Origin of the sequence: Aurantimonas marina (assembly GCF_017183135.1) — a bacterium.
Taxonomy (GTDB): domain Bacteria; phylum Pseudomonadota; class Alphaproteobacteria; order Rhizobiales; family Rhizobiaceae; genus Aurantimonas; species Aurantimonas marina.
In genome coordinates this window covers 182,062-195,209 of sequence record NZ_JADDXW010000003.1, presented here as the reverse complement: position 1 = coordinate 195,209, position 13,148 = coordinate 182,062, and the positions used below count along the sequence as shown (strand labels likewise).

15 protein-coding genes are annotated in these 13,148 nt (G+C 64.8%); all 15 read left to right on the top strand.

Translation table 11 applies throughout. The features are described from left to right. Nucleotides 1-36: 36 nt before the first annotated feature. The 15 genes from ING15_RS05305 to trmB all read left to right on the top strand — a co-directional run bounded on the left by ING15_RS05305 (nt 37) and on the right by trmB (nt 12,934). Nucleotides 37-297, top strand: coding sequence for a hypothetical protein (locus tag ING15_RS05305; protein ID WP_206453742.1), 261 nt, complete (start codon nt 37-39; stop codon nt 295-297). Beyond that, nucleotides 294-587 carry a type II toxin-antitoxin system RelE/ParE family toxin gene (locus ING15_RS19925; protein ID WP_206453741.1) on the top strand — a complete coding sequence of 98 codons (294 nt, stop codon included), beginning with the start codon at nt 294-296 and terminating at the stop codon, nt 585-587. The genes ING15_RS05305 and ING15_RS19925 overlap by 4 nt, the downstream gene beginning before the upstream one ends. 98 nt (nt 588-685) lie before the next feature. After that, entirely contained in the window at nt 686-1,177 is a 492-nt protein-coding gene (locus ING15_RS05295) for a universal stress protein (RefSeq protein ID WP_206453740.1), read from the top strand. A gap of 118 nt (nt 1,178-1,295) precedes the next feature. After that, nucleotides 1,296-1,868 (top strand): NifU family protein, encoded by a 573-nt coding sequence (locus tag ING15_RS05290; RefSeq protein ID WP_206453739.1) that lies wholly within the window; start codon nt 1,296-1,298, stop codon nt 1,866-1,868. Between the two features lie 70 nt (nt 1,869-1,938). After that, complete coding sequence (gene tsaB, locus ING15_RS05285) at nt 1,939-2,655, top strand: tRNA (adenosine(37)-N6)-threonylcarbamoyltransferase complex dimerization subunit type 1 TsaB (RefSeq protein WP_206453738.1); 717 nt, start codon at nt 1,939-1,941, stop codon at nt 2,653-2,655. A gap of 99 nt (nt 2,656-2,754) precedes the next feature. Further along, nucleotides 2,755-3,279 carry a GNAT family N-acetyltransferase gene (locus ING15_RS05280; RefSeq protein ID WP_206453737.1) on the top strand — a complete coding sequence of 175 codons (525 nt, stop codon included), beginning with the start codon at nt 2,755-2,757 and terminating at the stop codon, nt 3,277-3,279. 55 nt (nt 3,280-3,334) lie between these two features. Beyond that, nucleotides 3,335-4,207, top strand: coding sequence for a lysophospholipid acyltransferase family protein (locus ING15_RS05275; RefSeq protein WP_206453736.1), 873 nt, complete (start codon nt 3,335-3,337; stop codon nt 4,205-4,207). 51 nt (nt 4,208-4,258) lie between these two features. Further along, nucleotides 4,259-5,680: a tRNA (N6-isopentenyl adenosine(37)-C2)-methylthiotransferase MiaB gene (gene miaB, locus ING15_RS05270; RefSeq protein ID WP_206453735.1), complete on the top strand. Its 1,422-nt coding sequence runs from the start codon at nt 4,259-4,261 to the stop codon at nt 5,678-5,680. A 41-nt stretch (nt 5,681-5,721) separates the two neighbouring features. Continuing rightward, on the top strand, nt 5,722-6,720 hold the full coding sequence (locus ING15_RS05265) for a PhoH family protein (RefSeq protein WP_210348801.1): 999 nt from the start codon (nt 5,722-5,724) through the stop codon (nt 6,718-6,720). Then, on the top strand, nt 6,720-7,274 hold the full coding sequence (gene ybeY / locus ING15_RS05260) for an rRNA maturation RNase YbeY (RefSeq protein ID WP_332873770.1): 555 nt from the start codon (nt 6,720-6,722) through the stop codon (nt 7,272-7,274). Before ING15_RS05265 ends, ybeY begins: the two co-directional genes overlap by 1 nt. Nucleotides 7,275-7,289: 15 nt before the next feature. Then, complete coding sequence (locus tag ING15_RS05255; RefSeq protein WP_408628672.1) at nt 7,290-8,369, top strand: hemolysin family protein; 1,080 nt, start codon at nt 7,290-7,292, stop codon at nt 8,367-8,369. Nucleotides 8,370-8,534: 165 nt separating this feature from the next. Next, nucleotides 8,535-10,187, top strand: a complete 1,653-nt coding sequence (lnt, locus tag ING15_RS05250) for an apolipoprotein N-acyltransferase (protein ID WP_206453847.1) — start codon at nt 8,535-8,537, stop codon at nt 10,185-10,187. Nucleotides 10,188-10,342: 155 nt separating this feature from the next. After that, nucleotides 10,343-10,777 carry a helix-turn-helix domain-containing protein gene (locus tag ING15_RS05245; RefSeq protein WP_206453733.1) on the top strand — a complete coding sequence of 145 codons (435 nt, stop codon included), beginning with the start codon at nt 10,343-10,345 and terminating at the stop codon, nt 10,775-10,777. A gap of 182 nt (nt 10,778-10,959) precedes the next feature. Further along, nucleotides 10,960-12,225, top strand: coding sequence for a methionine adenosyltransferase (metK, locus tag ING15_RS05240; protein WP_206453732.1), 1,266 nt, complete (start codon nt 10,960-10,962; stop codon nt 12,223-12,225). Between the two features lie 7 nt (nt 12,226-12,232). Beyond that, nucleotides 12,233-12,934, top strand: coding sequence for a tRNA (guanine(46)-N(7))-methyltransferase TrmB (gene trmB, locus ING15_RS05235; RefSeq protein WP_206453731.1), 702 nt, complete (start codon nt 12,233-12,235; stop codon nt 12,932-12,934). Nucleotides 12,935-13,148 lie beyond the last annotated feature (214 nt).

Here is a 13,148-nt window from a genome sequence, read left to right as displayed (position 1 = left end):
CTATAGTGAAGGGAACGGGAATTGCGGGAGCCGGTCATGGCCAACGAAAAGCTGACAGTGACGCTCGAGGGCAAGGCCGCCAGCAAGCTTGCCGCGCTCGCCGCGGAATCCGGGCATAGCCCGGCCGTCTACGCGGCTTTGATGATCGAGGATTACTTCGAACGCGAGATGGCCGAGATCGGCGCCTTGAAAGCGGCCGTGAAGAGCGCCGACGCGGGCAACCTTGTGCCGCATGAGGAGGTGGTCGCGCGAGGCCGGGCTATCATCGAAGCCTCGAAGCGGAAAAAGGCGAGTTGAGGAGGGTTTCCTGGTCGCCGGAGGCCCGGAGCGACTACGACGCTATCATTGAGTATTCCGCGAATGTCGATCCGGCTTATGCCGAGCTAATGGAGCAGCGCTTATTGGCGGCTGTCACGCTCCTTTGCGATCGGCCGATTGGCCGGCGGAGTCGCCTGCCGAACGCGTCTCAGAAGCTGGTTCTGAAAACCACCTATCTCATCGTCTATCGTGCGACCGATACGACACTGACCGTTCTAAGGGTCCTCCATCAAAGCCGCGACTGGCCGCCGAGACCGGACGCGAACTGACATTTTCTCCCGGTGATCCGGCGTCGCTCCGATACGCTCGACGCGCCGGCCACCAACCCCGTCTTGCCGTCCGGCCCCGGCGCTGCCATCTTGCCGCCATGGTATCAAAACGCATCGGTCGGGACGCCGGCGGCAAACGCAAGTTCCTCGCCATCATCGACGAAACCCCCGAATGCGGGCGCGCGGCGGCCTATGCCGCGCATCGCGCCAAGGCGAGTGGCGGCGGAGCCGTGCTGCTCTACGTCATCGAGCCCGGCGACTTCCAGCACTGGCTCGGCGTCGAGAAGATCATGCGCGCCGAGGCGACCGAGGAAGCCGAGACGCGGCTGGCCAAGGTCGCCGACGAACTGCGCGAGCAGGTCGGAATCGAACCTGAGACAGTGGTGCGGGAAGGAACCATGGTTGACCAGATTCATGCGCTGATCGAGGCCGACCGTGAGATCGCGATCCTCGTCTTGGCCGCTGGGGAAGCGTCCGAGGGGCCGGGCCCGCTGGTGTCGTCCGTCGCGGGCAAGGGCGCGGCGTTTCCGATTCCGGTGACGATTGTGCCGGCGACCCTGACGGACGAGGATATCGCCAGCCTCTGTTGAGGACCGAACCGGCACCTTATGTTGGGGGGGCTCAGGTTGCGGCGCGCGAGGCGCTGCTGTAAGTTTAGAACAATTCCAAAGATACCCGCGGCATTGCGGCCGCGAAAAGGGGTGTGACATGTTCATCCAGACCGAAGTGACACCGAATCCCGCGACGCTGAAGTTCCTGCCGGGCCGCGTCGTCGTCGAGAACGGCACCGTCGAGTTCCGCTCGAAGGAGGATGCCGGGCGTTCGCCGCTGGCGACCCGATTGATGGCGATTTCCGGCGTGACCAGCGTCTTCTTCGGCTATGATTTCGTCACCGTCACCAAGGACGGGCCCGACTGGCAGCACCTGAAGCCGGCGATTCTCGCCGGGCTGATGGAGCACTTCATGTCGAACGAGCCGGTCATGGCGGACGCCGGCGGCGGCGAAGGGATGCCGGACGGGGAAGAGTTCTTCGAGGAAAGCGATTCGAACACCGTCGCGACCATCAAGGAACTGCTGGAAACGCGGGTTCGCCCGGCGGTGGCCCAGGACGGCGGCGACATCACCTTTCGCGGCTATCGTGACGGCACGGTGTATCTCAACATGCGCGGCGCCTGTGCCGGCTGTCCGTCCTCGACCGCGACGCTGAAGCACGGCATCCAGAACCTGTTGCGTCATTTCGTGCCCGAGGTCGAAGCGGTGGAGGCGGTCGAGGCCGCCTGATGCCGCGGAATCGACAGTCGCCTCCCCGTCGCCGGCCCGTTTCCGACGCCGAAAGCGCCCGCCCGCGCCGATGACATCTGTGCTGTTGGCCATCGACACCGCTTTCGAGCGCTGTTCGGCGGGGCTTCTCGATCTTCGCTCCGGCGCGGTCGTCGGGCGTGCCGAACCCGAGATCGGCAAGGGTCACGCGGAACGGCTGATGGGGGTCGTCGACGCGGTCCTGGAAAGCGCGTCCGCTGGCTATGCCGATATTGCCAGGATCGCTGTGACGGTCGGACCCGGATCGTTCACCGGGCTGAGGGTCGGCGTGTCGGCGGCGCGCGGTCTTTCGCTGGCGCTCGGCGTTCCTGCTATCGGCGTGACGACGCTGGAAGCACTGGCGGCGCCCCATGTCGGTGGCGGCAAGCCGATCCTGTGCGTCCTCGACGCCAAGCGCGGCGAGGTCTATGCGGCGCTCTTTAGCGCCGACGGGGCGCTGCTCGAAGCTCCGCTGGCGTTGCCGCCGCGGGCGCTCCAAGCCTTCACTGCCGGTCTTGTGGGTGACCAGGCGATCGGGCTTGTCGGAACCGGCGCGGCGATCGCCGCGGCGGTTCTCCAACCGCGATCCAGCGAAGTCCTGACGAAAGAGGCACGCGTTGATATCGCCGTGCTGGCACGGCTTGCCGCAGGGCGCGATGCAGGCGAGCCGCCGCGCCCGCTCTATCTGCGCGGCGCCGACGCCAAACCCGCTTCCGCGACGGCGGGTGTCGCCTTTGGGAGCGAAAGCACTGCTCAACTCTTGCTGTGATAGGCTGTGTCGAGTGAAGCTTGCGGATTGGCCGGTCTCATCCGGCTGACAGGCGTCGCTGATGGAGCGGAAACAGCGGACAGAGAGGAAAGCGGGCCGATGTACTGGTTTTTGCCCTGGACCTGGACGGTCTCGTTTGTCGACAACTGGCTGAGCGGCCAGGAAATCGCCGCCGCGCCGCTCGTCGATACCGACATCGACGCGGCGGCCGGTCTTCACAGCGAGGCCTTCGATCATCCCTGGTCCGGCGACGAACTCGCCTCCCTCCTCAGCCAGAAGGGCAGTATCGGCATCGTCGCACGGCATGTCGGTCACCCCTTCGCGCCGCCGCAGGGCTTCGTTCTCGCCCGCAACATTGATGGCGAGGCGGAGATCCTGACGATCGCCGTGGCCAAGCGCGCGCGCAACCACGGCGTCGGCCGTCTCTTGATGGACCAGCTGCTGCAGCAGCTTTACGCCGAGGGGGCGTCGTCGCTGTTCCTCGAGGTCGACGAGGAGAACGCTCCGGCATTGAAGCTCTACCGCCGGCTGCGCTTCGAGGAGGTTGGTCGCCGGCCGGCCTATTACCGTCAGCCGGACGGCCGCACGACCAGCGCGTTGATGCTCAAGCGGACGCTGAGATAGCGGCCGGAAGCGCCATGGCGTACAGGATGATGACCGCGCCGCCGGGCGGTGAGCGATGATCGGGCGGCTGCGCGTCGGCTTCGTCGCCGCGACCCTCACCGCGCTCACCCTGGTGTTATGGCCACTCCAGAGTCTGGCGATTGCGCGCGGTTGGACCTTGGCACGTCGGCTTCCCGTGATCTGGCATCGGATCGCCTGCGCCATCGCCGGCATCGAGGTCGAGACCGTCGGGCAGCCGAGCCAGGCCCATCCCCTGCTTTTGGTGGCCAACCACCAGTCCTGGGCCGACATCATGGTGCTTGGCAAGATCATGCCGCTGTCCTTCATCGCCAAGGCGGAGGTTCGGGACTGGCCGGCCTTCGGCCTGCTTGCCCGACTCCAGCGGACCATCTTCGTGGAGCGGGACGCGCGTCGGCGCACCGGAGTCCAGGCGAACGCCATCGCCGAGCGGCTGACGGCCGGCGATGTCATGGTCCTGTTCGCCGAGGGAACGACCTCGGACGGCAACGAGGTGCTGCCGTTCAAGACCGCGCTGTTCGGCGCTGCGCAGGCGGCGCTTCACTCCTACAAGGCCCATGCGGTGACCGTGCAGCCGGTGGCGATCGCCTATACGCACGCCAACGGCGTGCCGCTCGGCCGTTATTTCCGGCCGCTGGCGGCTTGGCCGGGCGCCGTCGAACTGGGTCCGCACCTTCTGGATTTCCTTCAGGAAGGTGCGATCCGGGTCGAGGTCTCGTTCGGCACGCCAATCCCCTTCGGCGAATCGTCCGATCGCAAGGTGGTGGCGCGCACCGCCGAGGCCAGCGTCCGCAAAATGCTCGCGGCGAGCCTTCGTGGTCACAGAGCGGAGGCAAAAGACCGCTCCGGCCCGCGCGAAAATGATCGAGCGCTTGCGCCGCGTCATGATGCTGTCGATATATGGGTCTAATTCATCCCTGTCGGCGCCAAGCTGGCAGGCTCGGTCCGACCAGAAGGGCGCATGACTGAAACGATCGAAAGACGCGAGCCGGCGACGGCCGGGGACAATACCCGCAAAGTCTTCATCAAGACCTATGGCTGTCAGATGAACGTCTACGATTCCCAGCGCATGGGCGACGCGCTGGCGAAGGACGGCTATCGGCCGACGGAGACGATGGAGGACGCCGATCTCGTTCTCCTGAACACCTGTCATATCCGCGAAAAGGCGGCGGAGAAGATCTATTCCGAGCTCGGCCGGATTCGTCTCCTGAAGGCTGACAAGGCTTTGCGGGGCGAGGAACTGCGCGTCGGCGTCACCGGTTGCGTCGCGCAGGCCGAAGGCCGCGAGATCATCGAGCGGGCCTCGGTCGTCGACCTGGTCATTGGCCCGCAGACCTATCATCGCCTGCCCGAGGCGCTCGCCCGCGTGGCGAAGGGCGACAAAGTGGTCGACACCGATTACGCGGTCGAGGACAAATTCGCGCATCTGCCGCGCGCCGAGGCGCCGCAAATCCGCGCCCGCGGGGTGACGGCCTTTTTGACGGTGCAGGAGGGCTGCGACAAGTTCTGCACTTTCTGCGTCGTGCCCTATACGCGCGGCGCCGAAGTCTCCCGCTCGTTCGGCCAGATCATTGACGAGGCGCGTCGGCTGGCCGATGCCGGTGTGCGCGAGGTGACGCTGCTCGGCCAGAACGTCAACGCATGGTCCGGCGAGGACGCCGCCGGCCGGCCGCTTGCTCTTGGCGGGCTGTTGCGCGCGCTCGCTGAAATTCCCGGGATCGGGCGACTTCGCTACACGACCTCGCATCCGCGCGACATGGACGACGATCTGATCGCTGCCCATCGCGATCTGCCTGCGTTGATGCCCTATCTGCATTTGCCGGTTCAGTCCGGCTCGGACCGCATCCTGAAGGCGATGAATCGTCGTCACACAGCGGCAGACTACCTGGCGCTGCTCGATCGAATCCGAGCCGCCCGGCCGGACATCGCCCTGTCCGGCGACTTCATTGTCGGTTTTCCTGGCGAGAGCGACACGGATTTCGAGGCGACGATGCGCCTCGTCGAAACGGTCGGCTACGCCTCGGCGTTCTCGTTCAAATATTCCCCGCGTCCCGGCACGCCCGGCGCCGACATGGACGATCATGTCGACGAGGCGGTGAAATCGGAGCGCCTGCAGCGGCTGCAGGCGCTGTTGCGCGAGCAGCAGACGGCCTTCGCCGAAAGCCTCGTCGGCCGCGACGTCGAGATCCTGGTCGAAAAGCCAGGCCGCTATGCTCATCAGCGGGTCGGGCGCTCGCCCTTCCTGCAGCCGGTGGTCGCCGCCGCCGATGTCGGTGAGATCGGCGATCTGGTGACGGTGCGCATTGCGGCAACACTGCCCAATTCCCTGCTTGCCAAGGGCGCCGACGCCGTTCGGGCAGGCGATGCGAGGAACGTCGCGTGAGGGCCGAACGCGGAACCGCGCCCGCCTCCGGCGCATCGGATATGGCGCATATCGTATTGACCTACGAGGACAACCGATTGGCGAGCTCGCTGTTTGGCCAGTTCGACGAGAATCTGGCCCTGATTGAGCAGAAGCTCGGTATCGACGCGCGGGCCCGCGGCAACAAGATCGAGATTCGCGGCGATCAGCTTGCCAGCGAGCAGGCCCGCCGCTCGCTGGATTATCTCTACGAGCGTCTTCAGGGCGGCCACGAGATTGGCAGGAACGACGTCGAGGGCGCGATCCGCATGGCGATCGCCCAGGACGACCAGCTCTACTTGCCGACCCTCGAGAAGAAAGGGCGCATGTCGCTGGCGCAGATTTCGACGCGCCGCCGCACGATCCACGCCCGGACCCCGACCCAGGATGCCTATATGCGTGCGCTGGAGCGGGCCGAATTGGTATTTGGCGTCGGCCCGGCCGGCACCGGCAAGACCTATCTCGCCGTCGCTCACGCCGCGCAGCTTCTCGAACGAGGCCAGGTCGAGCGGATCATCCTGTCGCGGCCGGCTGTCGAGGCCGGCGAGCGGCTCGGCTTCCTGCCGGGCGACATGAAAGAGAAGGTCGATCCGTATCTGCGCCCGCTTTACGATGCGCTCTACGACATGATTCCGGCCGAGAAGGTGGAGCGCGCTCTGGCGGCGGGCGCGATCGAGATCGCGCCGCTGGCCTTCATGCGCGGCCGTACGCTGTCCCATGCCGCGGTGATTCTCGACGAGGCGCAGAACACCACCACGATGCAGATGAAGATGTTTCTGACCCGTCTTGGCGAGAATGCCCGTATGGTGGTGACGGGTGACCCTTCCCAGGTGGATCTGCCGCCTGGCCAGAAATCCGGCCTGATCGAAGCGCTGCGGATCCTCCAAAACGTGCCGAGCGCGGTCACGGTGCGCTTCGAGGCGAAAGATGTCGTGCGCCATCCGCTGGTCCAGGCGATCGTCGAGGCTTACGAGGAGGATGCGGTGCGCCATCGTGCGTCGGCTAGCCCGCTGGACAGATAGTGCGATCCGGCAAATCAGAATCCATTCCGTATGAAGGGCTCACCGTCGCCCTTTCGATTGAGGCGACGGAGTGGGAAGCGGCGGGGCTCGGCGATGTCGCGGCGATGGCGCACAGCGTTTTTGCCGCCGCGGCCGGTCGAATTGGCCTGCCGGAGGATCTGCAAAGCGAGATCGCCGTGACGCTCGCCGACGACGAGACCGTGCGCGCCGCCAATGCCGAATGGCGCGGCAAGGATCGCGCGACCAACATCCTGTCGTTTCCGATGGCCGATCTTGCGCCCGGCGTCCGTCCGGGACCGCTGTGCGGCGATCTGCTGCTGGCCTTTCAGACCGTGCAGCGGGAGGCCCGAATCGAAGGCAAGAGCCTGGGCGATCATGTCCGCCACCTTCTGGTGCATGGCTTTCTGCATCTCATGGGCTTCGATCACATCGACGAAGCGGAAGCCGAGGCGATGGAAACGCTGGAGATCGCGATCCTCGCTGATCTCGGCGTTGCGGACCCCTATCGCGAAAGCCTCGAAAAACCCCCGAAGCCGGTTATGATAACCGACTGAACGATGAGCGAGACGATGAGCATTCAGACGCACGCGACGGGTCCGAACGACCACGACGCGGTAGGGGCCGCCGAGGATGGCGGCGAGCGAGGCGCGGGCGACGATCGAAGTCGGCGCAGCGGAAAACCCAAGAACGAGCGGGGATTCATCGGCAGTCTTGTCCACAGGCTGCGACCGCGCATGCCCAATCTGATGCGCGAGGATCTGACCCAGGCGCTGCTCGAACCAGGGCACGGCGAAGGCGCCTTCTCTCCCGAAGAACGCGCCATGCTGAACAACATCCTGCGGCTGCGGGAGGTCCGGGTCGAGGACGTCATGGTTCCGCGGGCCGACATCCAGGCGGTCGAAATCACGACCACGCTCGGCGAATTGATGAAGCAGTTCGAGGCCAGCGGCCACTCGCGCATGCCGGTCTATGGCGAGAGCCTCGACGATCCCCGCGGGATGATCCACATCCGCGACGTCGTCGGCCACATCACCCGTGTTGCCCGTCCCGCCAAATCCAACGGCGGCGATGGCCCGCCGGCCAGAAAAGCCCGGTCGGGGCTCGATCTGCGACAGATCAACCTCGCCCGGCGGGTGGCCGATCTCGGCATTATCCGCACGGTGCTCTTCGTTCCGCCCTCGATGCTCGCCTCGGACCTGATGGCGCGGATGCAGGCGATGCGCACGCAGATGGCGCTGGTCATCGACGAATATGGCGGCACTGACGGGCTGGTCTCGCTGGAGGACATCATCGAGATGGTCGTCGGCAATATTGAGGACGAGCATGACGACGAAGCCGCAATGATCACCGAAAGTGGCGACGGCATCTATTATGCCGACGCCAAGGCCGATCTCGACGAGGTCAGGAAGCTGGTCGGCGAGGATTTCGATATCAGTGAATACGAGGACGAGGCCGACACGATCGGCGGCCTCTTGTTTTCCGAACTCGGGCGCATCCCGGCCAGGGGCGAGGTCGTTCAGGCGGTTCCGGGCTTTGAATTCCAAGTGCTGGACGCCGATCCGCGGCGCGTGCGCCGGGTGCGGATCGTCCGCTTCCAGCAGGGGGAAAAGCGGCGGCGCATCGTCGAAGGGCTGGCCGATGCGCCTTAAGGAGGCCATGGTTTCGTCGTCTGAGGGACAAGAAATGGGTGCGCGAAGGCGGTATTTCGCCGGCGGGCCGAACTGACAGGCGGGATCTGGATCCGCTCGTAGCATCTGGGGGCCAATTTGACCGTTATCGCTCGACCTGATGGGCGCGAGCACGATGCAAACCTTCTGGAGCGGCTGGCCGGTTGGGTCCTCCTCCTGGAAGGCTGGCGCCGCGTCGTCCTGAGCATAGGGGCCGGCGCCCTATGTACATTCGCACTTCCGCCATACAACTTTCCTGCGGTTGGCTTTATCGGCTTCCCGTTGCTCGTATGGCTGCTCGACGGTGTGGTCATCGATCCGGGCCGCTCGCTGATCCGTCGCATGGCGCCGGCCTTTGTCACCGGTTGGCTGTTCGGCTTCGGATACTTTGTCGCCGGCTTGTGGTGGCTGGGGGCGGCCATGCTGGTCGATGCGGCCGCCTTTGCCGCCTTCATCCCGCTCGCGGTTCTGGGGCTACCGGCCATCCTGGCGATCTATTATGGTCTGGCGGCCGCGCTCGCCCGACTTGTCTGGAGCGACAGCGCCCTGCGCATTTTCGCCCTGGCGGGTGCCTTCGCGCTGTTTGAATATCTGCGGGCGATTCTCTTCACCGGGTTTCCCTGGAACGAGGTCGGCGTGATGGCGGCGCCGGCGCCGCTGCTGATGCAGACGTCCAGCCTGGTCGGCGTCCACGGCCTGACGCTGCTCGCCGTCATCGTATTTTCCAGCCCGGCCGTCCTCATCGATCGACGCGGGCGCGGTCCCGTGCTGGTCGTTGCCGCAGCGCTTCTGACCTTCCATCTGGGGTTCGGTCTCTGGCGGCTTCAGACGCATCCGACCGAATTCGTCGAGAACGTGCGGCTCCGGGTCGTTCAGCCGAACATCGAGCAATCGCAGAAGTGGGAAGTGAACCAGGCCGAGACGATCTTCGATCGGCATATCAGTCTGACCGAAGCACGGGACGATAGCGCCGCGACCCAGGGAGCGGCACCAGCGCAATCATCCGACGGCGCGGCAGCCCGGACCAGCGAGGCGCCGCCGCAGACTCTGGTCATCTGGCCGGAATCCTCGTTTCCGTTTCTCCTGACCGAGCGGCCCGATGCGATCGCCCGCATCGCCGACACGCTGCAACCGAACGAAACGCTGATCGCTGGCGCGGCCCGCATCGAAGGGCCGGACATTGCGACATCGCGGGTCTACAATTCGGTCTATGTGATCGACGACGAGGGCGAGATCGTTGCCGCGCGCGACAAGACCCACCTCGTACCCTTCGGTGAATATCTCCCGTTCCAGGAATTTCTGGAAGGCTTCGGCCTGTCGCAACTGGCCGAGATGCCGGGCGGTTTTTCCGCCGGAGCCGCGCGAGTCAAGGTTCCGCTCGATGGCGCGCCGTCGTTTCTTCCGCTGATCTGCTACGAGATCATCTTTCCGGGTGAGATCGACGTGGGGACTCCCGAAACGCGGCCCGGCTTCCTCGTCAACGATACCAATGATGCCTGGTACGGTGCGACGCCGGGACCCTATCAGCATTTGCGTCTGGCAGAACTCACTTCGGTTGCGGTCGGCCTGCCGCTCGTGCGAAGCGCGAACACGGGAATCTCCGTCGTCAACGATTCCTACGGCCGGCAAATCGGCGGCCTGGCGCTCGGGTCGACAGGCACGATCGAGGTCGGATTGCCGCGCGCCGGCGCCGCGACGCTTTTCGCTCGCTTTGGAAGCCTGCCATTTTGGCTTGGATTTATAGTAACATGGGTGGCCGCAGTGGTATCCCGATTAAGGATGCGCGCGAGGATTGATTGACTCCGCCGACATGCACCGCATACCCCCCTCTGCAAGCAATGAATTGTGACAATTGCCTAGTTGGCCAAATCATCGATTTTTGGAGTGACTGGGAGGGGGGGCCAGGCCGCACAGATGAGTGCCTGGTAATGCGCAGAGACGAAAAGGCCGATCCGATGATCGAGAATAAGAAGAAGCCGAATCCGGTCGATACGCATGTCGGCTCGCGCGTACGATTGCGCCGCACCATGCTCGGGATGAGCCAGGAGAAACTGGGCGAAAGCCTCGGCATCACTTTTCAGCAGATTCAGAAATACGAGAAGGGCTCCAATCGGATCGGGGCAAGCCGGCTGCAGCGCATATCCGAGGTCCTGAACGTTCCGGTCGCGTTCTTCTTCGAGGATGTTCCCGGCAGTTCGCCCGGTAAGAATGGGCTACAGGAACCGGCCGGAGCCGATTATGTGGTTGACTTTCTGTCTTCGTCCGAGGGGCTCCAGTTGAACCGCGCCTTCGTCAAGATCACGGATCCCAAGGTCAGGCGCCGCATCATTGAACTCGTGCGAACCCTGGGCGATGCCTGCGAGCCGGACGACAAGCTGCGGAGCGCGTAAATCGCTGCCGGCGGATACGTCGCACTTGACCTTCCAACCTCGTTGCCCCACACCGCACCGCGCAATATATGCGTCGGGCGCCCGATCTCCCGTCACGCAGCTTTTCGTCCGGTCGAACCGCCGCGCTATTGACCGGCTGCGGAGTTGAGGTGGGCGTTTCCCGGAATCGAAGAGGGGTAAAGATGGCGCGTTCGGAATTTGTCTTCACCAGCGAAAGCGTCTCGGAAGGCCATCCAGACAAGGTTTGCGACCGGATTTCCGACGAGATCGTCGATCTCGTCTATCGTGAAGCCACGAAGACTGGGGTCGATCCCTGGTCGGTCCGCATCGCCTGCGAGACGCTCGCCACGACCAACCGCGTCGTCATCGCCGGTGAAGTGCGGCTACCGCCAAGTCTGATGAAGACCGACAAGCATGGCCAGAACGTCATCAATCCGTCCCGCTTCAAGTCCGCCGCGCGTCGCGCCATCCGCGACATCGGCTATGCCCAGGACGGCTTTCACTGGAAGACGGCGAAAATCGACGTCCTGCTCCATTCGCAGTCGGCCGACATCGCGCAAGGCGTCGACAAGGCCTCGGACGTCAAGCACATCGAGGGGGCGAACGCCCAGAACGAGGGCGCCGGCGATCAGGGCATCATGTTCGGCTATGCCTGCCGCGAGACGCCCGAGCTGATGCCGGCGCCGATCTACTATGCCCATAAGATCCTCGAGCTTTTGGCAACGGCGCGGAAAAAGGGCGAGGGCGACGCCGCGCTGCTGGGTCCCGACGCCAAGAGCCAGATCACCGTCCGCTATGTCGACGGCAAGCCGACCGAGGTCACCTCGATCGTCCTGTCCACACAGCACGTCGACGAAAACTGGGATTCGGCCAAGGTTCGCGCCGTGGTCGAGCCCTTTATCCGCGAAGCGCTCGGGGATTTTCCGATCGCGGATGACTGCGTCTGGTACATCAATCCGACGGGGAAATTCGTCATCGGCGGGCCCGACGGCGACGCCGGCCTCACTGGCCGCAAGATCATCGTCGATACCTATGGCGGCGCGGCGCCGCACGGCGGCGGCGCCTTCTCCGGCAAGGACACCACCAAGGTGGATCGTTCCGCCGCCTACGCGGCGCGCTATCTCGCCAAGAACGTGGTCGCCGCCAAGCTCGCCGATCGCTGCACGATCCAGATCGCCTATGCAATCGGCATCGCCCAGCCGCTGTCGATCTATGTCGATCTGCACGGCACCGGCAAGAAGGTGACGGAGGAGCAGGTCGAGGCTGCGATCCGCGAGGTCATGGACCTGTCCCCGACCGGAATTCGCCGTCATCTCGACCTCAACAAGCCAATCTACGCCAAGACCTCGGCATATGGCCACTTCGGCCGCAAGCCCGGTCGCGACGGATCGTTTTCCTGGGAGAAGACCGATCTGGTGCCGAAACTGAAGGCAGCTCTCGCCAGCTGAAGCCGTAATGCCGGCGAGCAATCATCCGGAACGATCACGCGAGGCGTTCTTTGGCCGCCTGAAAGGGCCGAAGCTGCGGGCGCGTCAGGCGGAGCTCATCGAGACGATCCTGCCGCGCCTGCGGCTGGATCTCTCCGAACCGGCGCCGACCGACCTTCGCGTGCTGTTCGCCGAGCCCGTCGAGGTGGTCCGTCTGGAGATCGGCTTCGGCGGCGGCGAGCATCTTCTGCACGAAAGCGGGCGTTTTCCTCACGCCGGCTTCATCGGTGTCGAACCCTTCGTCAACGGCATGGCCAAGCTGCTCGGCCGGCTCGAGGAGTCGCCCCGCCCGAATCTGCGCCTGTATGACGACGACGCGACGCGGCTGCTCGACTGGCTGCCCGGGGCGAGTCTCGCCGGAATCGACCTTTTCTATCCGGATCCCTGGCCGAAGAAGAAGCATTTCAAGCGCCGTTTCGTCAGCGCCCGCAACCTCGATCGCATGGCGCGTGTCCTGAAGCCCGGAGCGCTGTTCCGTTTCGCCTCCGACATTGAGACCTATGTCGACTGGACGCTGCATCACTGCCGCGACCATCCGGATTTCGCCTGGACGGCGCGCCGTGCCGCTGACTGGCATACCCCCTTCGAAGCCTGGCCGGGAACACGTTACGAAGCCAAGGCGATCCGCGAAGGCCGCCGCCCCGCCTACCTGACCTTCCGGCGGCGGTGACGCGACGGCGGTAGCGCGCTGCGGACTTTCCGGCCATCGCCGCGAGAAACGCTTGATGCGTAAGTCCGAAGAGCGTATAGAGCGGACAAATTCTCTGCGATGCGATCGTGAGAGTGGGTCCTGCCGGTCCCGCTCTTTTTTGTTACCGGGGGTCCGGTTCCATGATCGGACGAGCTTCGGGCACGCGGCGCGGATCGGCGGAGACACAAGCAAC